Below are 24689 nucleotides of genomic sequence, written 5' to 3' on the forward strand. Positions count from 1 at the left end.
GGAAGTGAAAACGTGGAACCTGTGAAAGACCATCTAAAAGAAAATTTGACTGTCCTGTTTGTCGGATTCAATCCCAGTCTCCGTTCAGGTGAAACCGGCCATCATTTTGCGAACCCGAACAACCGCTTCTGGACGATCCTGCATAGAGCGGGCTTGACGGAAAGAAGATGCCGTCCCGAAGAAGATGCTGATCTCCTGTCTATCGGCTACGGTTTAACCAATATTGTTGCACGGCCGACAAAGAGTGCGCAAGAAATTACGAAAGAAGAATACAATAAGGGCAGACTAGAATTAAAGAAGAAGATTGCAGCTTATCAACCGCAAGTGGTTTGTTTTGTCGGCAAAGGCGTCTACCAGCAATACAGCGGGAGAAAAGAAGCAGCCTGGGGCATGCAGCCTGCCTCAGTCGTCCCCGGCGTTCTCGACTTTGTTGCCCCATCTTCAAGCGGTCTTGTCCGGATGCGGATGGAGGACATTGTCGCTATATACAAGGAGCTCTCTCTATTCATTCGTAAACTGCAATCAAAACAAAAGGAGGAGTGAGCATCATGATAACAGCCGCTTGGATCGGCATTGTTCTTTTATTTATTATTAGCTTTGCGGGGTTAATCTTTCCGATTATTCCTTCCATCGTGTTTTTATGGGGAGGGTTTTTGCTTTATCATTTTGGCATCAATCATGAAGAATTATCCGTTGTCTTTTGGCTGGCGATGGCGGCGTTTACGATTTTAATTATTGTGGCCGACATTTTAGCCAACAGTTATTTCGTTAAAAAATATGGAGGCTCTAAATGGGGAGAAAGGGTAGCCGCTCTGGCTGTCATTGCCGGTTCATTTGTTTTTCCGCCATTTGGCATTTTGCTTGTGCCGTTCACCGCTGTCGTTGTTACGGAGCTTTTGATCCAAAAAGATGCTAAAAAAGCGCTGACGATAGGCTTTGCTACATTTATCGGCTTTTTAAGCGGCACAATCGCTAAGTTAATCATTCAAGTTATTATGGTAATTTGGTTCTTTATCGATGCCATTATTTAAAAAATCCGTCCGTATATGACACTTGTCATATACGGAGTATGACGGGTGCTACTGCACAGTATTCCTCTTTCCTCTTATAATGAAAGAACAGAACTATAAGAGGAAAGGGATCAACTACATGAACAAAGAAAATTCAAAATGGCTGCGCAAACAAGTAGCGCCTTATGAAAAAGCCAATACGGCCGCCAGTGTTAGGCAATTAGTGAATACGATTCTTCCTTTTTGTCTTATCTGGTATCTCGCTTATGAAAGCCTGTCTGTCTCTTACTTACTTACGCTCGCCTTAGCAGCTGTCGGAGCCGGCTTTATGACACGGATATTTATTATTTTCCATGATTGTTGTCATTACTCTTTCTTTAAAAGCAGAAAAGCTAATAAAATTGTCGGGACCATTACAGGGATCTTAACTTTTTTCCCATATAATCAATGGCAGCATAGCCATTCTGTTCATCATGCGACAAGCGGAAATCTTGATAAGCGCGGAACAGGAGACATTTGGGTGATGACAGTGAATGAATATCGGGAAGCATCTTTTTGGCAGCGATTATCTTATCGCCTGTACCGCAACCCCTTTGTCATGTTTATCTTAGGCCCGATCTATGTATTTCTGATTGGAAATCGCTTTAATCGAAAAGAAGCCCGTTGGAATGAACGGTTCAATACGTACTTTACGAATGCAGCCATTGCGGCTGTCGTTTCCTTGCTCATTTGGGCTGTCGGCTGGGAAGCTTTTCTTCTTGTGGAAGGTCCAATCTTTCTTATTGCCGGTTCAGCCGGTGTCTGGCTCTTTTATGTACAGCATACATTTGAAGACTCTTACTTTAAGGAAGATGAGCACTGGAATTATGTGAAAGCCGCCGTAGAGGGCAGCTCTTTTTACAAGCTGCCAAAGCCGCTTCAATGGCTGACAGGCAACATCGGCTTTCATCATGTGCATCATTTAAGCCCGCGTGTACCTAATTATCAGCTGGAAGCAGCGCACAATCAGACACTTCCTTTGCAAAATGTGCCAACGATCACGTTAAGAACAAGCTTAAGCTCTTTAAGATTCCGTTTGTGGGATGAAGAAAGTGAGAAATTCATCACCTTCCGTGCCGCTAGGGAACCGCGCGCACGCGGAAAAGAAAAGAGAGCCCTACAACTGTAAATAAAGCCAAACAGATAAAACCATGTTTTCACCCATCGTCCGATAAACTGGACCGGGCGAAAACATGGTTTTTCAACAGCCGAACAATTCACTAGTGAAGAAAATTCCTTTATACTGAAAAAAAGATGGAAAAACGAGGTTTTTATGATGCAAAGAATTCAGCGGGCTTTTCAGAGAAGCTCTGGTATTTCACCGTATATCTGGAGTGTCCTCAGTTTGCTGCCCTTTTATTTTATTTTCCAGTCGTCCTCAACGGTTGAGATTTTCGTGGGGATTACACTCACGATTTTATTTTTTATTGCTTATCGGTTAGCTTTCTTATCGAAAAAATGGCCGGTCTATTTATGGACCTGCATTCTTATCGCTATCTCAATTACAATGACCATTTTGTTTCAATTTCCTTATTTTGCTTTTTACATCGCCTACTATAATGGCAATATCAAAAACCGGATCGCTTTTATCACGCTTTACGTCATTCACTTAATCAGTACGATCGTTTCTTTCAACTATCATCTTGTCCTTCAAAGCGACCTGTTTGTCAGGCAGCTGCCCTTTATTATTATCGTTTGGATCAGCGTTATTTTGCTGCCCTTCACCGTTTATAACCGCAAAAAGCAAGAGCAGCTGGAAGAACAGCTGCGCGATGCAAACGACAGAATTTCCGAGCTGGTCAAAATGGAAGAGCGGCAAAGAATTGCGCGCGATTTGCACGATACATTAGGACAAAAATTGTCACTGATCGGCTTAAAAAGCGACCTGGCAGAAAGGTTAATTGCCAAAAATCCAGAACAGGCGAGAGCCGAACTAAAGGATGTACAGCAAACCGCTCGTACGGCCTTAAACGAAGTGCGAAAAATGGTTTCTTCCATGCGGGGCATTCGTTTAAAGGATGAGATTGTTCTTGTCAAACAGCTTTTGCAGGCGGCACACATTGAATTTATCAGTGATGAAGAACCAAAATTAGTGAATGTTTCCTTGTTTTTAGAAAATATTTTAAGCATGTGCCTAAAAGAAGCTATTACTAATGTCGTAAAGCATAGTCACGCTACTCAATGTGAGGTGAAAATCGAGCAATCTGACAAAGCTATACACATTACAGTAAAAGACAACGGAAAGGGACTGGCGGCGGATACAGCGTTCGAAAAAGGAAATGGCTTGTTAGGAATGAAGGAGCGTCTTGAGTTTGTCAATGGCTATTTGGATATTCATTCCGACCACGGCACTACACTTATTATCACCGTGCCTAATGATGTAAAACAAAGAGAGAAGGAGAGATAAACCATGATTCGCATCGTGATTGCGGAAGACCAGCGCATGCTTCTTGGAGCTCTAGGCTCTCTCCTCAGTCTGGAGGAAGACATAGAAGTGGTTGGCAAAGCATCAAATGGAGAAGAGGCGATTGCCCTCGTTCAGCAGCTGAATCCGGACATCTGCATTATGGATATTGAAATGCCTGGAAAAAGCGGTCTTGAAGCGGCGGAAGAATTGCAAGGATTTGAATGCAAAGTCATCATTTTGACAACGTTCGCTCGCACCGGCTACTTTCAGCGCGCCTTAAAAGCGAAGGTGAGCGGTTATTTACTGAAAGACAGCCCCAGCGAAGAACTGGCAAATTCCATTCGCAGCATTATGTCCGGCAGACGCATCTACGCACCGGAATTAATGGACGATTTCTACAGTGAGGAAAACCCGTTAACTGAACGGGAAAAAGAAGTATTGGCGCTTGTCGCTGAAGGAAAGAATACGAAAGAAATTGCCGATCAGCTCAAAATCAAAAATGGAACGGTTAGAAATTACATTTCAACCATTTTTGATAAGCTCCATGTAAAAAACCGAATTGAAGCCATTTCCCAATCGAAAGAGAAAGGCTGGTTTAAATAAGGAAGAAAAACCTCCGTCCAACAATAGAGCCAAGCATAACGGCTCTTGTTGCATACGGAGGTTTTTCAGTCACTTGACAGCAGCTAGCTACATTCCGTGGCCGCTGTTGTTGTTTTGCCGGGAATGATTTTTGTTTTTCACTTTGTGCGATCCGCTGAGCGGCTTAGGCTGTCCGGATTGGTTTCTTTTGGATTTTTCGGGATTTCTGCCCATTTAAACCCCTCCGAGTGTCAAGTCAGGGTTATCTGCCGTATTCTCAGTGGAAAATCGCCGTTCTTCTGCTTCAGAGTATGTCGTACGGTAAGGGAAGCGCTCAGCATGTTGCGAAACTGAATCTGTGCCTTGTTTAACAAAACGCTTGGATTTGCTTCTTTTTCCCATGATCCATCCCTCCGAAGTGTGTATTGGCACAGAAGCCTCTGTGCTGTTCTTATTGTGTCTCAATTGCTTATTTATATAAGCTGAATCATAAGCAAGGAAGGAGGAAAAAAGTTTTTTTCAAGCCCGTATATTTTTCTCCCCGCGGGATAGTCTAAATAAGGCAAGGAACGAAAAACTCCAATGGGGTGATGGTCTTGGGCATCAATCGTACGAACCCAAAAGCGGAATTTTCAATAATCACATCATGTAAATGAGGTGTTTGTCGAAGATTAAGTACAGGTTGTACAAAACCATTCGTCTCTCTTGCATATGAAAAAACGGTACGCCAAGCCGGCGTACCGTTTTTTTCGTCTTAATTATAACCCCAAACCATTGTAAACAGGGTACCAAGGATAGTCACTACACCTACAAACAGGGCGTACGCAATATTTGTATAAAGCGTAGAACGATCCGAGTTTTCTCCGATATGCATGAACAGCAGCAACTGCAGGCTTGCCTGAACAATAGCCGTAATTAACAAAATCGTCATTCCGGCTGTATAAGACAAATCAAAATAAACAACAGCTAAAGCAACTAGTGAAAGGATTAGCGAGAAAACAAATCCCATCACATGAGGAAGTGGGAATAACTGTTTCATATTACATCAATCCTTTCAAATAAACGAAGCTGAAGATGAAGATCCAGACAACATCAAGGAAATGCCAATATAAAGAGAAAATAAAGGACTTATTCGCTGTTTCAGGAGTAAATCCATGTTTTCTCACTTGAAGCAAAATGGCGGTTCCCCATAAAAGTCCAAATGTTACGTGAGCTCCGTGTGTACCGAGCAATGTGAACAAGCTAGAGAGAAAGGCGCTTGTTTGCATTGTTGCCCCTTCATGAACATAAGTCACAAATTCAGTAATTTCAACGCCAAGGAACCCAAGACCCAATACGAGAGTGATCATAAAGAAAGTCATCATCGCTTTCTTTAATCCAAGCCGCATAGCATGAATACCCAGGCCGATTGTGAAACTGCTTGTTAAAAGCAGGAAGGTTTCTATTAATACAGGCTTTAATTCGAAAATTTCCTTAGCACTCGGACCGTTTCCATAACGGTTGGCCAATGTAAAGTACACTGCAAAAAGGGTGGAGAAGAGGGCAATTTCTGCCCCTAAAAATATCCAAAACCCTAAAACCTTTAATCGGTTTTCTTCTGTACTATATTCCAATGGAAGTGAGTGATCTATTTTCATTTTCTTTCACCTCGCAATGCTTCTTCCGTCCGCTCGATTTCCTCAACGGATATATGATAGCCATGATCCCGCTCAAATGTGCGGAAGGCCATTGTCCCAAGAATGACTAATCCGGCAATAATCGCTGGGAGCCACCAGCTGAATACAAGGAAGAAACCGGCAAAGAAGAATGCTATTCCCATAATGAATGGCATGCCGCTGTTGCTTGGCATATGAATAGGCTCATAGGCGCCTTCAGCAAGCGGTGTTTTGTTTTTCTTAGAGAACCAGAAAGCATCTAATGAATCAACAGTTGGCACTTTCGCAAAGTTATATACAGGAACCGGGCTGTGTGTGCTCCATTCCAGCGTTCTGGCGTTCCAAGGATCGCCGGTTGTATCACGCGGACTGTAGCGTACACTCCAGTAGATATTGTACACGAGAATAATGAACCCAATTGCCAATCCGACAGCACCGATGGCAGAAATCAAGTTTAATGGTCCAAAGCCGGTGCTTGCAGAGTACGTATACATCCGGCGTGTCATTCCGTTTAATCCAAGAATAAACAGCGGGAAGAACGTCACGTTAAAGCTGACAACAATCACCCAGAATGACAGTTTTCCAAGACGCTCGTTCAAACGGAAGCCGAAGACTTTCGGGAACCAGTAGTAGAAGCCGGCAATAACCGCAAAAACCGTTCCTGGAATTAATACGTAGTGGAAGTGGGCAACAAGGAACATCGTATTATGATACTGATAGTCAGCACTTGCCATCGCCAGCATAACCCCGGTGACGCCGCCGATTGTGAAAATCGGGATGAACGCCAGCGAGTACAGCATCGGAGTAGTAAATTCAATTTTTCCTTTACGCAGCGTCAAGAGCCAGTTGAATATTTTGACCCCGGTCGGCACGGCAATGGCCATTGTAGTAATGGAGAATACGCTGTTTACCATCACGCCATGGCCCATTGTATAGAAGTGATGCGCCCATACAACGAAGGAAAGCATTGAAATAGCGACCATACTAATAACCATTGATTTATAGCCGTATAGGTTCTTGCGGGCAAATGTAGAAATGATTTCACTGTAAATACCAAATGCCGGAAGAATAACGATATAGACTTCAGGATGTCCCCAAATCCAGAAGAGGTTGGCCCAAAGCATATCCATCCCGCCATTTTGCATAGCGAAAAACTGTGTGCCGAATTGGCGGTCAAACATCATTAAAGCAAGAGCAACTGTTAATACAGGGAAGGCAAACACAATAATGACGTTTGTAATCAAAACGGACCAAGTAAACATCGGCATTTTCATTAATTTCATGCCTGGTGCACGCATTTTTAAAATCGTAACGATAAAGTTAATCCCTGTCATCAATGTCCCGATACCGGAAATTTGCAGAGCAAGAGAGTAATAGTTGTTACCGACAGTCGGGCTGAACTCCGGACTTGCAAGCGGGAAGTAAGCTGTCCAGCCGGCATCCGGCGACCCTCCAATAACGAATGAGATGTTAAATAACATAGCCCCGGCAAAAAACAGCCAGAAGCTGATGGCATTTAAGCGCGGAAACGCCACGTCACGCGCCCCAATTTGCAGGGGAATGACAACGTTCATTAAACCAATAACAAACGGCATAGCCATAAACAAAATCATAATGACTCCATGAGTCGTAAAGATTTCGTTATAGTGTTGCGCATCGAGTAAGCCGTTTTCCGGTCTAGCGGTTTGCGCCCGCATTAACAAGGCATCTACTCCGCCCCGGAACAGCATAAGCAAAGCACTCAAAATATACATAACGCCAATACGTTTATGATCAACGGTCGTTAACCATTCGTTCCAGAGGTAGCCCCATTTTTTAAAATAGGTCAACCCGATTGGAATAGCCAGCGAAACAACCGCGATGGCAACCATCGAAGCATAAATCATCGGTTCGCCGGTTACGAAAAATTCATCCCATTTCATATTGGATGACTCCTTTCCAAATTGTTACTTTAGACAAATGTTTTATTCACTAGCAGGGAAGATGAGTCGCTGGTTTATTGATGCTCTTTATTTTCCATATGCTCCATATGGTCCATATTGTCGTGTTCTTTGTGATCCTCATGGCCTGTTGGCTGATCTTCCTTCTCCTCACCATGATGATGTCCGGCATGTTCTCCTTCTGGAGCTGGCTTAAACTCAAGGTGAGTGGATGTATACGTTTTACGTCCTACATGAGGTGTTTCCAAAAGTTGATCAAATTCTTTTTCAGTTAATTTTGGTGCTGTCTGTTTTACATCACTGACCCATTCTTTATACTCGGATGGCGTCATCGCTTGGGCCTCAAACTCCATGTGGGCAAAGCCCTCACCGCTGAAGTTAGAGTTCTTGCCCATATAAGATCCCGGTGTATCAGCTGACAAATGAATTTTCGTCACCATGTCACTCATAGCATATTTCTGACCGGCAAGCTGCGGAATCCAAAAACTCGTAATCGGTCCATAAGAATATAAGCGGAACTCAACCGGACGATCTGTCGGAAGATTGACATAGTTGACGGTTTCAATTCCTTCTTCCGGATAGCTGAAATGCCATTTCCAGTTAGAAGAGGAAGCATAAATGACAAGCGGCTTCTCGTTAGCATAGCCTGCAGGCACGCTCTCCACTTTATCCGTTGTCCGAACCGTAACGACAGACAATATAATTACAATAATAATAGGAATGACTGTCCAAATTAATTCTAGCCATTTGTTTCCTTCTTCATGAGGAGGCTCATAGTCTTTATCCATCTTGGAAGCACGATATTTTACAAGTACAAATGCATAAAGGATATAGACAACCAGCAAGATACCGACCATCATCATAATCGAAAAAATAATTGTATCGGATAATGTTTTTGCTTGTGGCCCTTTAGGATCGAGAACCATTAACGGGCTGTCACAACCGGCCAGTGCAGTGGAAACAGCGAAGATCACGGATAGTAATAACCACTTTACTTTCATTTTTAACCCCTCTCACTTCATTTGAACTTTATGTGCAATATTTCACAATAATTTTTGAAACCCTTATCCATCTAACTTCCTAGTATCTCCTTTCTGTATTTGCATGATTATCATAGTCCTATCCAAACTAAAAAACAAATAGAAATATATCGTGTCACAAAAGATTCAATATTGTAAGTAAATGACTGGAAAAACAGAAATCTAGTATATTTTATTCCATAAAAAGGGACATAAAGAGCCTTGCTTTTCCTTCGCTCATTGTCAGCGGAAATGTTCTATATTACTATTAAAATGAGACTAATTTCCTTTAATAGGAGAATGGAGGAAAAATCATGAAAGAAAAACAAAAGTGGAAACGGATTGGGCCTATTTTACTTGCGGCTGCTATCGGCACAAGCGGCTCCTTCCTGCCGGTTCAGCCTCACACCTCTGCCCACGCGCAGGAACCGGCCAAAAAGAAAACAGAAAAAAAGGCAGAAGAAACAGCCCATCTCTTTATGTCGGCTGTACTGGAAGAAAGATGGGCCGATGGGTATCATTTATTTAATGAAAATTTAAAAAAGTATGTTTCTATCGAGCAATTCCCCTCCATTTGGAAGGCTAAAACCGCCCCGTTTGGAAAGCTGGGAAAACCGCTGGCCGTGAAAACAGCGGCCAATCAAGTACATACTAGTATAACGCTGACCTATCAGGCGGCTCCTTTTCCTGTCGACATTACGATTCATCTTGATCCAGCAGGAAAAATTGATGACTTTTTTATTCCTTTTTATGCTGCGCCGCCAAGTCAATACAAGCCTCCTGTTTATGACAAAACAGACAAATATACAGAGCAAGAAGTGGCCATTGGCAAAGGGGAATTCGCGCTTCCAGGCACATTGACACTTCCAAAAGGCAAAGGTCCGTTTCCAGCAGTCGCTCTTGTCCACGGTTCAGGTCCGAATGATCGGGATGAGTCCTTAAATTCAACGAAGCCCTTTCGTGATCTAGCAGTCGGCCTGGCAAATAAAGGCATTGCTGTTCTCCGTTATGAGAAATTAACAAGAGAGCATCATATAAAGGCTGGGATGAATCCAAAGCTTAGTTTACAGGAAGAGACGATTGATGATGCCCTTGCAGCGGTTCAGTTTTTGGATAGTCTTCCGGAAGTGGGCGATCAATTGTATGTCTTGGGCCACAGCCAAGGAGGCTATGCATTGCCACGTCTTTTAAAGGAAGATGCTGCACACCGGATTACAGGAGGCATTATTGTAGCTGGTCCTAGCGGCAAATTTCAAGATTTGATGCTATGGCAGCAGCGCGCAGCGGCAGAAAGGGCGAAAAAACAACCGCTTCCTCCAGAAGACTTACAAGCAATCGAAGCCAATCTGGCCTTCTGGGAGCAGCAAATCGCGTTGATCAATAATCCGGACTATACAAAAGAACACCTTCCGGAGGGATTTCAGCTCGGTAATCCGTACTGGTGGTTCGAACTGCGTGATTATGTTCCGGCTGAGTTAGCCGCCGAGCAACAGGTTCCGCTTCTTATTATGCAAGGACAAAAAGATCTGCAAGTGCCCGCTTCGGAATTAACAAAATGGAAAAATGCACTTGCTCACCGGAAAAACGTTTCTTATAAAATGTATCCAGATTTGATTCATTTGCTTGTGAATGCCAAAGGGGAGCCGGATTATTCAGAATATAATGTTCCAGCGAATGTTCCCGAAGAATTTATTGAAGACATCGCCCAATGGATAGGAAAAGACACACGCTCTTTTTCCGATGTAAAGGCTGGCTTCTGGGCGTATAAAGAAATTCAGTTTATGGCCGAAAAAGGGTATCTGAGCGGCTATGCAGATGGAACGTTCGGGCCCGATCAGACTGTGACGCGGGCGCAGGCAGCGAAGCTATTAGCCAAAGCTTTGCAATTTGACCCGAAACAAAAAACTGGACAGGCGATTTTTAAAGATGTGCCGGTGCAAAGCGAATTTCTTCCTTATATATGCTTTTTAAATGAGAAGGGGATTATGTCCGGGTACAAAGATGGAACCTTCCGGCCAAACGAGCCGCTGAGCCGCGCTCAGATGGCAAGAATGCTGACGGTGGCTTTTCAGCTAAAAGGACAGCCCGCTAAGTTGTTTAGCGACATTCGAAAAGATCACTGGGCTTTTCAGTCCATTCATGCCCTTGCTGCCCATGGAATAGCTGCCGGCAATTCAAACGGCACATTCGGGCCAGCTGAAAAAGTTACGAGAGCCCAGGCTGCTGCCTTTTTATATCGTTCTCTTCATCAGTAAACTTCTGTTCTTTTTTGCGTGTTTGCGATTATACTAAAGAAAAAAGAAAGCAGGGAGAACTTTGACAAATATTCAAACGCCATTAACAGATTTGGAAATTGCCCGAAAAGCGGACATGCGGCCCATTCAAGAGGTTGCGGCCGCAGCGGATATTCCGGCAGAAGCACTGGAGCCCTATGGAAAATATAAAGCCAAAATTGATGTATCCAAGCTTCCTCAAAAGACGCAGGCGGGAAAAGTAGTGTTAGTGACAGCGATTAGTCCTACCCCGGCAGGAGAAGGAAAATCCACTGTGACAGTCGGATTGGCGGACGCCCTCTCTCGATTGAAAAAAAAGACGATGGTGGCCCTTCGTGAGCCTTCTTTAGGACCAGTCATGGGAATGAAAGGAGGAGCCACTGGCGGGGGATATTCACAAGTCCTGCCAATGGAAGAAATTAATCTTCATTTTAACGGGGATATCCATGCGATTACAGCGGCAAACAACACGTTAAGTGCACTGATTGATAACCATATTCACCACGGAAACCTTCTGCAAATCGATCCCCGGCGGATCACGTGGAAACGAGTGCTTGACCTCAATGACCGGTCGTTGCGCCATATTACGGTCGGGTTAGGCGGACCTGCCCACGGTGTGCCGCGCGAGGATGGCTTCGATATTACGGTGGCTTCAGAAATTATGGCCATCCTGTGCTTAGCCACAAGTTTATCTGATTTAAAAGAGCGGCTCGGGCGCATTGTCATTGGTTATACATATGACAAGAAACCTGTAACGGCCCATGATTTAGGAGCAGAAGGGGCACTCGCTGTTCTGCTGAAAGAGGCGTTCAAGCCGAACCTCGTTCAAACAATTGAAGGAACACCGGCACTTATCCATGGCGGGCCGTTTGCAAATATCGCTCACGGCTGCAACTCCATCATGGCTACCAATACAGCGCGGCAGCTGGCGGATATCGTCGTGACCGAAGCGGGCTTTGGAGCCGATCTCGGTGCAGAGAAATTCATGCATATTAAAGCACGCCAAGGGAAGTTTTCGCCGGATGCCGTCGTTATTGTAGCAACCGTACGGGCGTTGAAAATGCATGGCGGCGTGCCAAAGCAGCAATTAAAAGCCGAAAATGCAGAAGCAGTCCGAGCTGGCCTGCCGAATTTAGAAAAACACATTGATACGATCCGCCGCTTTGGCCTCGAACCTGTTATAGCTGTCAATCGCTTTATATCCGATACGCCCGAGGAAATAAATGAAATTCTTGGCTGGTGCCGCCTGCATCATGCAGAAGCGGTTGTTGCGGATGTTTGGGAAAGAGGAGGACAAGGCGGGCTTGAACTTGCCGAACTGGTCTGCAAACAACTGAATCAGCCAAATCACTTCGCTCCGCTTTACAGTCCGGGAGATAAGGTGGCGGATAAGGTGCGGACAATTGTCAGAGAGGTCTACGGAGGAGAAGACGTACACTTTACCGACAAAGCCCAAAAGCAGCTTGCCGCTATTGAGCAAAATGGCTGGGATACACTGCCAATCTGCATGGCAAAGACCCAATATTCATTTACGGACGAACCAGGCCGCATTGGCCGTCCACAAGGGTTTACGATCACCGTCCGGGAGATCATTCCGAAAATAGGCGCAGGCTTTCTTGTCTGTCTAACCGGAGAGATGATGACGATGCCCGGGCTGCCTAAACAGCCGGCAGCCATGAACATGGATCTTGATGACTTCGGTCATATTAGCGGATTAATGTAAAAAAGCCGTCGCTTTGAACATCGAAACACGTTCAAGGCGACGGCTTTTTGTATGATACAGCGTTTCAGCATCGCTGATAACATCTCATTCTAGATTACTGAACTCTTTCCTCGATCTCACGGCATACTTCATCTGCCGATAAGCCGCTTGCTTCAATAATAGGCGCTTTTGTGGATAGCTCTTGCATGCCCATAACATTGGAGTCCATCCCTGTTACGACACAGGCAGAACAGTTGTTTAAATCTCCCGCTGATTTAAAATCGATGACCTCATATCCTTTTTCGCGCAGTGCCTGAGTGACATTGGTAAGCGACTGTTCTACAGCAATTCTTTTTGTCATTTGATATTGCCCTCCTTGAGTTCATTCCAGTTGTTTCTACTCATCCATCAGTGTCTGCCGATGGAAGCTTCACTGTGTAGGTTGTCTATTTCCAGCTGTTTTTATTCCGAACTTTAAAGGGAAGAATAAAGAAGGGAGGTTATGTGGCAAGATACAACAAAGAGGGATGCTTTCCATAATGAAAGCGGCACGAGAAGATGATTCTTCCCATGCCGCTGTTTCATTTAGCGAATGTTCATGTCATTTGGCGCCGGCCCTTTGCGCCGGTTGCGGTTTAATCCGTTAATTTCTGTCATTTCCTCTTGGGATAGCTCAAAGTCAAACACATGGAAGTTTTCTTCGATCCGGGATGGAGTGACGGATTTTGGGATGACAATCGTGCCATTTTGTATATGCCAGCGCAGCACTACTTGAGCCGGCGATTTACGGTGCACCTCAGCAATTTGCTGAATCACCGCATCTTTCAATATGTCTCCTCCTTGTTCGAGCGGACTCCACGCTTCCACAAGAATATCGTGTTTTGCGCAAAACTCTTTCATTTCCGGCTGGGCAAGGTACGGGTGGCATTCCACCTGGTTCAGTACAGGTTTTACATCGCATTCCTTTAAAATGCGTTCTAAATGCTCAATTTCAAAGTTACAAACGCCGATCGCTTTCACGCGCCCATCATGATACAGCTTTTCCAGCGCTTTGTATGTATCGACATACTCGTCATATTTTGGAGTAGGCCAGTGGATTAAATATAAATCGACATATTCAAGGCCGAGCCGCTCCAAGCTTTCTTCAAAAGCCCGCAATGTGTTTTCGTAGCCTTGATCGCTATTCCAAACCTTTGTCGTAATAAACAGCTCTTCACGCGGCACAGAGGATTGCTGAATCGCCTTGCCGACACCTGTTTCGTTTTGGTATACCATCGCTGTATCAATCGATCTGTAGCCTGTTTCGATCGCTTTAGTGACGGCAACCGTCGCCTGGTCGTCCTCTACTTGCCAAACGCCAAAGCCGAGCTGAGGCATCTTTAAGCCATTATTTAACGTTACAACATTCATTTGGCATCTCTCCTTTTATATGAAGTATCCGTTCTGTCTCCATTCGGGGAACATTACTAAGAATAACAAGATATAGGAAAAATAGAAAGTTTAACGGCCTTGCTTTCGTGAAAGTATCTATATTAAAAGAACAGCAAACTATGAAAACAGAGGGGCGGACGCTTGTATGAAACAAACAGAACAAACAGTCGCTGAACTAATACTTGAACAGTTATCACTTTTTGGTGTGAAACGGATTTACGGGGTCGTAGGAGATGGGATTTTTGGGCTGATTGATGCACTGGCCAAGCAGGATACAATTAAATTTATCGCGGTGAAGCACGAAGCAACCGCTGCTTTTATGGCGTCTGCAGAGGCTAAGCTGACAGGAAACCTGGCTGTATGTGCAGCTACGATGGGACCGGGAGCAGCTAACCTTCTGAATGGGTTAGGAGATGCGTACGCTGATAAAGTTCCAGTCCTTGCGATTACGGGCCAGGCTCCCCGGAATAAAATCGGGACCGCCTTTAAGCAGTATGTTAATCAGCAGGAGCTGATGAAGCCGTTTGCTGCGTATTCCGAGAACTTGGCGAGTCAGGATGCCATCATTGAACTTTTGCATAAAGCCGCACAAACGTCTTTAGGACAGCGGGCAGTCTCTCATTTGTCTATTCCGAAAGATCTTTTTGAAAAGATTGTTGCTGTTCAACCGCGCCGTCTGCCTTCCGTTATAGAAGGAGTGTCTACGTTCACGAAAGAAAGCTTAGAACAGGCGGCAGCTATCATGAAAACAGCCGAACGTCCCATGATTCTTGCCGGCGCTGGGGCAGCGGCAGCCGCAGGGGCTATTGAAACGCTCGCTGCCTCATGGGGAGCCGGTATTCTGACAAGCCTTGGCGGAAAAGGGCTTTTTCCTGACTCCTCTCCGCATCTGCTGCAAGGCATCGGAGAAGGCGGAAACCCTTATGCACCTGACTTATTTAAACAAGCGGACGTTGTTCTGCTCGCTGGCACGACATGGTGGCCAGAAGGATATGTGCCGGCTCATGCGCGGATTATTCAAATCGATAAGCACTTTGATAAAATCGAAAAGGGCATTCCGGCAGAACTCGGAATTACCGGCGAAACCGAAGAGGTGCTTCCATTTTTAATAGAGGAACTGCAAGGCTTTTCACCTTCAAAAGAATGGGCCGACTCCTGCGGGGATGCGAAAGAAAAGTGGGCTCAGAAAAATGAGCAGGAGGGGCGTACGTCCGGTTACCCGTTCTATCCTTCCCATATCGTGCGCGCGATTGAACAAACAGTTGCTGCAGACGCTATCTTGACATTAGATACGGGCGATGTCACTGTGTGGATGAATCGGAATTTCCGTCCAAACGAACAAACCGTTCTGTTCTCGGGATATTGGCGGACGATGGGGTTCGGCCTGCCGGCAGCCATGGCCGCAAAGCTCGAAAAGCCGGAAAAACAAGTAGTTGCCGTTGTCGGTGATGGCGGCTTGCAAATGACACTTGCCGATCTTTTAACCGCGGCACGCTATGAACTCGATATTACCGTTGTTGTGTTCAATAATGAAGCGCTGCAAATGGAGAGGGACAAGCTGAAAGCGGCCGGACAGAAAGAGACCGGCACGAAGCTAACCAACCCCGATTTTGTGAAAATGGCAGAAAGCTGCGGCTGGAAAAGCTTCCGCGCTGAGCCAGACAGTGAAATAGAAGCGGTTCTCGCAAAAGCATTGAACACCCCGGTGCCTGCATTAGTCGACATTCCGACAGCACAAGCCTTTTTTCCAGGCACGAAATAATCTAAAAAAGCTGTGGCGGTCCCAATAAGATCATCACAGCTTTTCGTTTGTGTGAGAGGATTTTTCAGAAAGCACTTCAGAAGACGCCTCGCAAGGGTTCATTCCGCTTTCTTAGTCAAATCGAGTAGAAGGGACGCAGACAAAAGGCGGACACCGAATTGAATACATTGTGAAACCGGCACAGGACAAACAGCGTTCTCCATCAGGAAGCGCTTTTTTATATGGCCGGCAAGCTGAAACTCTTATTAACGAAGAAAGAGTTAAGTATGTATGAAGTTTATAGGAAGGAAGTTTGACGATTCGACAACAATCCCCCTTTCTTCACATTTCCCTCAAACTGTTGCAGTAACTTTTTTACGTAACATTCATTTATTCATTAAGGGGGTTATGAACTTGAACTTTCCAACTGTCGAATTTTCTTGGTTTGGAAACGGAACCATCATTGCTTTAATTGCGATTGTGCATGTTGTTATTAGCCATGGAGTCGCCATTGGAGCTTCAACATTAATGGTTACAGCCGAATACCATGCATTTCGGAAGAAGAACCTGAAGCTGGATGCCTTCGCTAGAAATATGGCGAAGTGGATCTTGATTATCACCACCACAGCAGGGGCCATGACAGGAGTGGGGATTTGGTTCTCCACTACTGTGATTCAGCCTGATTCCATCGGCTCGCTGTTGCGGATTTTCTTTTGGGCATGGGTAGCTGAATGGGCTGTCTTTATTACAGAAGTCGTTCTGCTCATTATTTATTATTACACCTGGGATATGTATAAAGAGACAGCCAAAAAAATGAAGCATATCCGCATCGGGATTGCGCTCTGTATCTTTTCCTGGATTACCGCCGCGATTATTACCGGTGTGCTTGCAGCCAAATTGACGCCGGGAAAATGGACGGAAACCTTCTCTTTTTGGCATGCATTTTTCAATCCGACGTATTTGCCGTCACTGGGATTCAGAACCTTCTTAGCGCTCTTGCTGGCCATCAGCCTCGTCTCTTTCTTCGTCAAATGGCTCATTAAGGATAACAAATTGAAAGAGGAAATCTTTCGGATCTTCTCAATTTGGGCGGCCATTTCGATCCCGGGGATTTTGACAACAGCTATTTGGTACTTACAGTCGATTCCTCAAGAAGCGTATGATTTGGTTGTTTATTCAACAGGCATGAGCGAAAAGATGTTTGACGTGATCAATTTAACCGGATTAGGGGTGATTTTGCTCTTTATTTTTTGGGCGGCGATCAAACCAAAGACGATGCCGCTGATTTTATCGTTTATCGTATTAGGCGCCTCGATGGGCTTTATCGCAGAATTCGAATTTGTCCGGGAATCTGTCCGAAAGCCGTTTATTATTTATGACTATATGTATGCCAATGGAGTCATAGCAAAAGACGCCGAAAAGCTGAATAAAGAAGGCGTGCTGGCTCATTCGACATTTGCCGAAACAACCAGCGTGACCCCGGACAATATGTATGAGGCCGGACGGGAAGTGTATAAAAGCCAATGCCTGACCTGCCATACAGTAGATGGCTGGCGCTCGAAACGGGCGCTAAGCAAGAGGCTGGACGGCTGGTCGGAAGAAACGATCAAGGGCTTTATTCCAACCATGCATCATGTTCGTCCCGTGATGCCTCCATTCGTAGGAACGGAAAAAGAGCTGGAGGCGCTCAGTCATTATTTATACAAAGTTGTGAACGAGGAGACAAACACACAGCAGGCAAAGGAGGAGAAAGAACATGATGTTCGCGCAAGCGCTGCCCATACCCAATGACATTCAGCTTCCAATTCCCGGTGATATGGGCTTGCTGACGGTGTTATTGATCGTCACCTTTCTATTACATATCGTATTTGTCAATGTGACCATTTCGCTGGCCACAGGAGCGGTTATTTTAGAAGCAATCGGCATCAAGAAGCAAAGCCCATTGTATGATCGCATGGCCCAAATTTGCTCTTACCATGCATCGATCCACAAAAGCATCGCTGTTGTTCTCGGTGTTGGCCCGATTTTATTGGTGAGCATTGTATATACCCAATATTTTTACTCATCCACCATTTTAATCGGCAAGGCTTGGTTAAGCATCATCCTGCTGTTAATTGCGGCTTTCCTGCTTTTATATGCGTATAAATTCCTCTGGCAGAAGCTTAAAAACAAAAAGATGCTTCATTGGCTGATTGGTCTTGCCGCCTGTATTATTCTGCTATTTGTGCCGCTGATTTTTATCGTCAATGTCGTCTCAATGCTTTATCCGGAAAAATGGATGGAATCAAACGGCTTTTTCCACAGCTTATTTTCTTATCCGCAAGTGTGGCAGCGATATGTACACTTTATGCTGTCCAGCTTTGCTGCCGGCGGATTGTACCTTTACCTTTTCTATACGTGGAAACGCCGCCGGAACCGGAAACAAGACCAGAATTATCAGGAAAAGAAAGCAGACCATCAAATCAGAAAAATTGGCATTAAAACGACGTTCTGGTTGACGCTTTTCCAATTGGCCGCCGGCATGTTTGTACTGTTTGCGCTGAAAAGAGAGATCATGCTGCTTTATATGGGGGGCAATACGTTAACAACCAGCCTCTTGATGGCATCTATTGTTGTCACGCTTATTTTACTGGGCTTCTTATATGTCACTGACAAAAAAGATTCTTACCGGGCCTTTACAGGAGCAGTCGCTTCCTTCCTGATTGTGCTGGGATTAATGGGCTGGATGAGACATGAAGTAAGGGAAGCCTACTTGCAGCCCCATATCGAAGACCATCCAAGAACATTGGAAATGACAACAGATAAATAATGAAAAAGCCGGAGAGAGCTCCGGCTTTTTTGTATGGAAAGGCCGTTTTGAGCGGTTAACAAATTGTCCATTAAAGCAATAAATGAACTTACCTTTTGACCATTCTCTTCACGATTTTTTTATGCTATATTTTTACAAATTGCCAGATTAGGATTACGGCTTTATTTATTTGAATATTCTATTATCGGGAGGGGTCAGATGAAAGCAGATGTTGTTTTTGTGAATGGTGAGGTCATTACCGTGGACAAACATGATTCTATCCAGCAAGCACTTGCAGTCAAGGCGAATAAAATTTTAGCTGTCGGCTCAAATGCTGCCTTACAGGCGTTTGTAGGCGAAGGGACACGGGTGGTTGATTTAAAGGGAAAATCACTGCTGCCTGGAATCGTTGATGCTCATTTGCATCTCGTTCTGTATGGTGTATTCCAATTAAATCTCAGCTGCAAAGATCCAAAGGTGTCATCAATAGATGCTTTATTGGCCAAATTAAAAGAAGGGGCAAGCAAGACGCCAAAAGGCCAGTGGGTCCGAGCCTGGGGCTTTAACGAACGGACGATCAACGAAAAGCGGTATCCTACTTTGCAAGAATTGGATGCTGTTTCAACAGATCACCCCATAGTGATTACGAGAACATGCGGCCATATGGGAGTCGCCAACAGCCGCGCCCTGCACCTAGCATCGATCAATGAACAGACGATCAACCCCCAAGGCGGCATCATTGAAAAAGGGGCGGATGGCAAACTCACAGGACGCCTTATTGAGACCGCCTACATGAGAATGAATGAGACCGCCAAATATACTCCAGCAGAACTCCAGCAAGCGATTTCCATCGCCCAGCAGCACTTTATACAAACAGGAATCACGAGTGTCCATGAAGCAGGAACCTTTGATCAGGAAAGCTATCGGCTTCTTCAGCTCGCTTCGAATACAGGCGACCTGAAACTCCGCGTCTACGCCATGATTGGCGCATTGAATGACTGTAAACAGTTTACCCTGAATATGATGAATGCCGGTGTTGTTACAGGCACAGGCAATGAATTTTTCAAGATCGGGCCGGCCAAGCTGTTCACAGACGGAAGCAGCACAGGACCGACGATTGCGACTAGGGAGGGGTATACAAGCAATAAAGAGGATCGCGGCATCTTGTATTACTCAGAAGATGAGATATACGAGGTCTTGGGAGAAGCACATAAGCGCGGCTACCAGATAACCGTTCATGCCCAGGGAGACCGGGCAATTGACATGTACTTAAATGTGGTGGAACAAGCGCTGCAAGAAGCTCCCCGGAACAATCACCGGCACCGGATTGAGCATGCGGGTATTTCAAGTCCTGATCTGCAGGAGCGGATGAAGAAACTAGGCGTCATTCCCGTGCCAAACCCTCCATTCCCGTATGAGTTTGGAGAAAGCTACCTTCATAATTATGGAGCACGGGCTGACTTTATGTATCCGGCCCGTGACTTTATCGATCGAGGGATTCTGGCTGCAGCCGGCTCTGATGCTCCCATCACGACTTACAACCCATGGGTGGGCATCCATACAGCCGTTAACCGCCGCATCAACACAGACCGTCCCTTCGGAAACAGTCAAAAAATAAGTTTGCTGGAAGCGATTCGCATGTATACCTATAACGGCGCTTATGCGAGCTTTGAAGAGACCATCAAAGGTAGCTTAGAAGCAGGGAAACTCGCAGATCTCGTCGTTTTAGACCGCAGCATTTTGAACGAATCCCCGGAGAAGTTAAAGGATATTAAAGTGGAATGGACAATGATAGACGGTGAGCTTGTTTTTGAACGAACGAAAACGGGTGCGCACTAGGGAAGGAGGGAGTAAATGATTAAGCTGTTGCTGATTGTGCCTTTCATTGGCATGTGTCTGCTGCTTCCGTTTGCCAACAGAATTGAACCGTATATATTCGGTTTGCCATTCTTGCTGTTTTGGATCATATTATGGATGGTTCTGTCATCGGCTATTCTGGCGATCGTTTATAAATATGATCCTGCCAACCAGGGGGGCGAAGAAAAGTGAATGTCGCTTTGCTCATTATATTTTCTTTTGCCGCTCTTGCCCTTTTCCTTGGCATTCGGGCGACACATGGAAAAGAGATGAATGTAGATGAATTTGCTGTTGGAAACAAAGGCTTTGGCACACTTTTTATTTTCCTGCTGATTGCCGGCGAAGTTTATACGACGTTCACTTTCTTGGGCGGCAGCGGATGGGCTTATTCAAAAGGAGCAGCGGCATTTTACGTTCCGGCCTACATTTGTCTGGCCTATGTAATTTCCTATTGGATCGTCCCGAACATTTGGCGATACGCTAAACAGAATCACATTATCTCTCAGCCTGACTACTTCGCTTCAAAATTTAATAGTCCGATATTAGGATTGGTTGTGAGCTTCATCGGAACGATCGCCTTGATTCCGTATATTGTCATCCAGCTCAAGGGACTGGGGATCATTGTATCGGAAGCGTCTTACGGAAGTATTAGCCCGCTTGCAGCAAGCACAATAGGGGCAATTATCGCCACTATCTATGTAATCATTTCAGGCATTCACGGATCCGCTTGGACGGCTGTGCTGAAAGACATCATGATTTTATTTGTCATCGTTTTTTTAGGGATTTACATTCCCTTTCACTATTTTGGCGGAATCCAGCCTTTATTTAAGGCGGTAGAGGCCGTTAAACCGGATAGTCTGGTCTTATCAGCTGAAGGTTTAAGTATTTCCTGGTTCGTGTCTACTGTTATACTGAATGCTTTCAGCTTCTATTTATTGCCAAATTCCTTCTCCGTTGTATTATCAGCAAAAGGGGAGAGGTCATTAAAGAAAAATGCGATTACCTTGCCGTTGTATACGTTGCTTTTGCTATTTGCGTTTTTCATCGGCTTCGCAGCCATCATAGAGATCCCTGGGTTACAAGGAGCGGATGGCGATTTATCCTTGCTTCGTTTAACACTGCAAACATTTGACCCATGGGTGGTAGGCATTGTCGGGGCTGCCGGCTTATTAACAGCCCTGGTGCCGGTCTCTGTCATGCTGATGTCTGCTTCTATTGGATTGATGACAGGGTTTTATAAATTGATTGCTCCACAGGCTTCAGACCGCCAGCAATTGATCGTCTCAAAGGTATTTGTCTTGATCATCATTGTTGTCGCCTTTATTTTCACTGTTACAGGCGGAAATGCTTTAGCGATATTAAATATTATGTCCTACAGCTTCATTGCCCAACTGGTTCCAGCCTTGTTATTCAGCTTCTTCAACCAGCGTGCCTTTAATAAATTCGGGGCAATGGCTGGCATTATCACCGGAGTTGCCATCGTATTATATGCAACGGTTACTGGCGCTAAGCTAGCTGATGCTTTTCCGTCTATTCCACCTATCATCAATGATATCAACACAGGGGCAATTGCGATGGCAGTCAATGTGATCATAGCGATCCTCGTCAGCCTTCTGACAAACCATTTGATCAGCTCAGGAAGAGAAGAAACTTATCAGGAGCCAGCAAAAGACCTCGTTAAATAAGCCAAAAAGACGATCCCAAATCTGGAGATCGTCTTTACGTGTGATAAAAGGCAAAAAGATATGAATGTTAAGTGATAATAAATTTGTTAAACTGATAACCATGAACTAACAATAAGATCTCCTTACAATTAAATGCATAGTAAATGGATAGCTCAGCAATCAAAACAAATAGATTCTTCAAGAAGCCTATGCAACTTTGCGCGGGATTCATTAAGTATAAAGGCAAATAAGGCTATCAGCCATAAAGTTGGCTGGAAATGCAAAAGGGAAGAAGGAACAACACTGCTTATCTTTCCATTCGTTTTTTAGTTAACATAATATATATTATAGGAAGTTGTTCTTTTTTATCTCATTTCAAAAGTAAACTACTAATATTGAGATATTTTCAAAAAATAAGCTAACCATTTTTATGCAGATTAAATTTATCACTATTCACTATTCACTATTCTGATGTTTTCTCACGATTTCATTACAGCTTGTCTCGATTCACTAGATCAAATTTATTCTTAACTCTGGCGCAATAAAAATGATTGGTTTTCTTGTTGATTTTTATTGCTTCAGTTCAGCTATCCACAGTTACACATGGCTTAAAGCTTATCTCCAGTCATTTCACGCTATCCATCTCAAATCATCTCAAAATTCATCTTTTATTACGTAGTATGTTTATCTGCAGCCTGTTATTCATTACGCCGCTCTCTCATATGCATCTCCATTCTTCCTTTTTCTTACAAAAAAGCAAAGCGCGGATGATTAGATCCGCGCTTTGCCGTCTACTTCAAAATTTTAATTTCATCATGTTCAACGCTTTGAGCCCCGTTGCTGAATACCACTCTCGTGTGGAAACGATACGAGCGGCTGCCTGATGAAGAATCCAGCTCATCAGGCAGCAGGAACGTGAATGGAATTTGGTCAGATTCCTTTGATTCAATTGATTTAGACATTAGCCTTGTCACAGCTCCTTGAATCAATTGCTCTGTTTGATTCTGTTTATCTGTAACGACCAAATCGCACTCCAGCCGTTTAATTTCCTGTTCAAACCAGCCGCCTTCTAAAGAAAAATAACCAGTTACTCTTTCTCCTGGAGTAAACTCTTTCTTATCTAAAATCAGATGAATATGGGCTGAACCAAAGCGGAAAAACCATTGACTTATCAATTTTCTAATCACAATCTGTGAATCCTCCTGTGCCATCGCATATGACAGTAAACTTAGCCAATCATTATCTTTTCCTCTGTATATCGGAAGCGATCAGGCTGACGGTTGAGTGTAAGTGCTATTGCTAACGTCAACGGGCCGAGTCTTCCCGCAAACATGGCAAAGATAATGACGGCTTTCCCAATAGGAGTCAAGTCCGGAGTGAGCCCCATTGACAGACCTGTCGTTGCAAAAGCGGATGTCGCCTCAAACACAATCATTAAAAATCCTTTTCCTGTTTCTGTAATAGTTAAGATCATCGTAACGATGACAATGACAGATAAACTGCTCAGAATAATGGTCAAAGATTTATAAATCAGCTTATAATCAATTCTTCTTTCAAAGAAAACAACCTCTTCCTTCCCCTTGATCTGGGATATCACCGCTCCAACAAGCGTTGCAAAGGTAGTTGTCTTAATCCCTCCTCCTGTAGAGCCGGGAGAAGCACCGATAAACATTAAAAAGATAATTAAAAACAAGGTGGTATCGGTTAAATCAGCAATATTTAGCGTATTGGAGCCAGCTGTACGCGCCGTTACCGATTGATATAGAGATCCTAAGAACTTCCCTGGCCATGATAAAGGCTGCAGTGTTTTCGGATTATGAAGCTCCAATAGGAAAATCAAGATCGCTCCGACAGAGACTAACAGGAAGGTTGTCACCAAAACAATTTTTGTATGCAAAGACAGCTGCTTCTTTTGGCGATATTCATACAATTCATTCATGACAACAAAACCAATTCCCCCCAGGATGATCAGCGAACAGACGACTAACACAACGACTGGATCATTTACATAACCCGTTAAACTTCTGTAGTCGCCCATAAGATCGAATCCTGCATTATTAAAATTAGAAATGGCATGAAAAAAACCAAAATAAATAGCTTTAGCTGCCGGCATATCAAACGAAAAGCGGATCGCAAGCAAAGTGCCGCCAATGAATTCACACACCAGCGTAAAAAGCAAAACTCTTCTTACCAGCTTCACAATTCCCTCGATCGCCAGTGAGTTGAAAGCTTCCCGCAAAATAAGGCGTTCTTTTAAAGAAATTTTCCTTCTCAGCAAAAAAGCAAAGAGCGTTGCGACCGACATAAATCCTAGACCGCCAATTTGGATCAAGCTTAAAATGACCAGCTGGCCGAACAGCGTAAATGTCGAACCTGTATCAACAACAACCAGGCCCGTGACACAGGTGGCAGAAGTCGCTGTAAACAGCGCGTCTAAAAATGATAAACCCTCTCCATCCGCTGTCGCCACAGGTAAGGTTAAAAGATAGGCACCTAATAAAATAACAAGAGCAAACCCGCCCGCTAAAATCTTAGGAGGATCCATAAAATGACTGGATTTGCTGTGAACCATAGTATCTCC

The 24689-nt window shown here is 44.4% G+C and carries 23 protein-coding genes; 13 read left to right on the forward strand and 10 right to left on the reverse strand.

Annotated features, from left to right (window positions below):
• Window positions 1-12: 12 nt before the first annotated feature.
• From mug to B1A98_RS09920, 5 genes are all read left to right on the forward strand, one after another.
• The gene (gene mug, locus B1A98_RS09900; RefSeq protein ID WP_063384988.1) at window positions 13-543 is read left to right on the forward strand and encodes a G/U mismatch-specific DNA glycosylase; all 531 of its coding nucleotides are present in this window, start codon (window positions 13-15) and stop codon (window positions 541-543) included.
• 5 nt (window positions 544-548) lie between these two features.
• On the forward strand, window positions 549-1031 hold the full coding sequence (locus tag B1A98_RS09905; RefSeq protein WP_063384987.1) for a DUF456 domain-containing protein: 483 nt from the start codon (window positions 549-551) through the stop codon (window positions 1029-1031).
• A 118-nt stretch (window positions 1032-1149) separates the two neighbouring features.
• Window positions 1150-2178: a Delta(5) desaturase DesA gene (desA, locus tag B1A98_RS09910; protein ID WP_063384986.1), complete on the forward strand. Its 1029-nt coding sequence runs from the start codon at window positions 1150-1152 to the stop codon at window positions 2176-2178.
• A gap of 147 nt (window positions 2179-2325) precedes the next feature.
• Window positions 2326-3456, forward strand: coding sequence for a sensor histidine kinase (locus tag B1A98_RS09915; protein ID WP_063384985.1), 1131 nt, complete (start codon window positions 2326-2328; stop codon window positions 3454-3456).
• Window positions 3457-3459: 3 nt separating this feature from the next.
• Entirely contained in the window at window positions 3460-4059 is a 600-nt protein-coding gene (locus tag B1A98_RS09920) for a response regulator transcription factor (RefSeq protein ID WP_041095981.1), read from the forward strand.
• 87 nt (window positions 4060-4146) lie between these two features.
• On the opposite strand, the gene B1A98_RS09925 is transcribed toward B1A98_RS09920, so the two are convergent.
• From B1A98_RS09925 to qoxA, 6 genes are all read right to left on the reverse strand, one after another.
• Entirely contained in the window at window positions 4147-4272 is a 126-nt protein-coding gene (locus B1A98_RS09925; protein WP_041095980.1) for a small acid-soluble spore protein P, read from the reverse strand.
• Window positions 4273-4440, reverse strand: coding sequence for a hypothetical protein (locus tag B1A98_RS20450; RefSeq protein ID WP_169713109.1), 168 nt, complete (start codon window positions 4438-4440; stop codon window positions 4273-4275).
• A gap of 352 nt (window positions 4441-4792) precedes the next feature.
• Window positions 4793-5077, reverse strand: coding sequence for a cytochrome aa3 quinol oxidase subunit IV (qoxD, locus tag B1A98_RS09930; RefSeq protein ID WP_041095979.1), 285 nt, complete (start codon window positions 5075-5077; stop codon window positions 4793-4795).
• 1 nt (window position 5078) lies between these two features.
• Entirely contained in the window at window positions 5079-5675 is a 597-nt protein-coding gene (qoxC, locus tag B1A98_RS09935; protein ID WP_041095978.1) for a cytochrome aa3 quinol oxidase subunit III, read from the reverse strand.
• Entirely contained in the window at window positions 5672-7615 is a 1944-nt protein-coding gene (qoxB, locus tag B1A98_RS09940; RefSeq protein ID WP_063384984.1) for a cytochrome aa3 quinol oxidase subunit I, read from the reverse strand. Before qoxB ends, qoxC begins: the two co-directional genes overlap by 4 nt.
• A 74-nt stretch (window positions 7616-7689) precedes the next feature.
• The gene (qoxA, locus tag B1A98_RS09945) at window positions 7690-8634 is read right to left on the reverse strand and encodes a cytochrome aa3 quinol oxidase subunit II (protein WP_063384983.1); all 945 of its coding nucleotides are present in this window, start codon (window positions 8632-8634) and stop codon (window positions 7690-7692) included.
• Window positions 8635-8966: 332 nt separating this feature from the next.
• Here qoxA and B1A98_RS09950 point away from each other — a divergent pair, with 332 nt between their 5' ends.
• Window positions 8967-10907, forward strand: a complete 1941-nt coding sequence (locus B1A98_RS09950; RefSeq protein WP_063384982.1) for an S-layer homology domain-containing protein — start codon at window positions 8967-8969, stop codon at window positions 10905-10907.
• A 61-nt stretch (window positions 10908-10968) separates the two neighbouring features.
• Entirely contained in the window at window positions 10969-12648 is a 1680-nt protein-coding gene (locus B1A98_RS09955) for a formate--tetrahydrofolate ligase (RefSeq protein ID WP_082821748.1), read from the forward strand.
• A 94-nt stretch (window positions 12649-12742) separates the two neighbouring features.
• Here B1A98_RS09955 and B1A98_RS09960 read toward each other — a convergent pair whose 3' ends face one another.
• A complete protein-coding gene (locus tag B1A98_RS09960; protein ID WP_063384981.1) occupies window positions 12743-12988 on the reverse strand; it encodes a YkuS family protein in 246 nt (81 codons plus the stop codon).
• A 224-nt stretch (window positions 12989-13212) separates the two neighbouring features.
• Window positions 13213-14037 (reverse strand): aldo/keto reductase, encoded by an 825-nt coding sequence (locus B1A98_RS09965; protein WP_063384980.1) that lies wholly within the window; start codon window positions 14035-14037, stop codon window positions 13213-13215.
• A 166-nt stretch (window positions 14038-14203) separates the two neighbouring features.
• On the opposite strand from B1A98_RS09965, the gene B1A98_RS09970 reads away from it, so the two are divergent.
• The 6 genes from B1A98_RS09970 (at window position 14204) to B1A98_RS09995 (ending at window position 22129) form a co-directional block, all read left to right on the forward strand.
• Window positions 14204-15820: a thiamine pyrophosphate-binding protein gene (locus B1A98_RS09970; RefSeq protein WP_063384979.1), complete on the forward strand. Its 1617-nt coding sequence runs from the start codon at window positions 14204-14206 to the stop codon at window positions 15818-15820.
• A gap of 393 nt (window positions 15821-16213) precedes the next feature.
• Window positions 16214-17590, forward strand: coding sequence for a c-type cytochrome (locus tag B1A98_RS09975; protein ID WP_063384978.1), 1377 nt, complete (start codon window positions 16214-16216; stop codon window positions 17588-17590).
• Window positions 17556-18608 carry a cytochrome ubiquinol oxidase subunit I gene (locus B1A98_RS09980; protein WP_063384977.1) on the forward strand — a complete coding sequence of 351 codons (1053 nt, stop codon included), beginning with the start codon at window positions 17556-17558 and terminating at the stop codon, window positions 18606-18608. The genes B1A98_RS09975 and B1A98_RS09980 overlap by 35 nt, the downstream gene beginning before the upstream one ends.
• Before the next feature lie 198 nt (window positions 18609-18806).
• Window positions 18807-20426 carry an amidohydrolase gene (locus tag B1A98_RS09985; protein WP_063384976.1) on the forward strand — a complete coding sequence of 540 codons (1620 nt, stop codon included), beginning with the start codon at window positions 18807-18809 and terminating at the stop codon, window positions 20424-20426.
• Window positions 20427-20441: 15 nt separating this feature from the next.
• A complete protein-coding gene (locus tag B1A98_RS09990) occupies window positions 20442-20636 on the forward strand; it encodes a DUF3311 domain-containing protein (protein ID WP_041095970.1) in 195 nt (64 codons plus the stop codon).
• A complete protein-coding gene (locus B1A98_RS09995) occupies window positions 20633-22129 on the forward strand; it encodes a sodium:solute symporter family protein (protein ID WP_063384975.1) in 1497 nt (498 codons plus the stop codon). The genes B1A98_RS09990 and B1A98_RS09995 overlap by 4 nt, the downstream gene beginning before the upstream one ends.
• Window positions 22130-22899: 770 nt before the next feature.
• On the opposite strand, the gene B1A98_RS10000 is transcribed toward B1A98_RS09995, so the two are convergent.
• Together B1A98_RS10000 and B1A98_RS10005 are read right to left on the reverse strand one after the other, a co-directional pair.
• Window positions 22900-23295 carry a sporulation protein gene (locus tag B1A98_RS10000; protein ID WP_052475057.1) on the reverse strand — a complete coding sequence of 132 codons (396 nt, stop codon included), beginning with the start codon at window positions 23293-23295 and terminating at the stop codon, window positions 22900-22902.
• A gap of 41 nt (window positions 23296-23336) precedes the next feature.
• On the reverse strand, window positions 23337-24680 hold the full coding sequence (locus tag B1A98_RS10005) for a TrkH family potassium uptake protein (RefSeq protein ID WP_063384974.1): 1344 nt from the start codon (window positions 24678-24680) through the stop codon (window positions 23337-23339).
• Window positions 24681-24689: the final 9 nt, after the last annotated feature.

It is taken from the genome of Pseudobacillus badius (assembly GCF_002189605.1).
In the GTDB taxonomy this organism is placed as follows: Bacteria; Bacillota; Bacilli; order Bacillales; family Domibacillaceae; genus Pseudobacillus; species Pseudobacillus badius.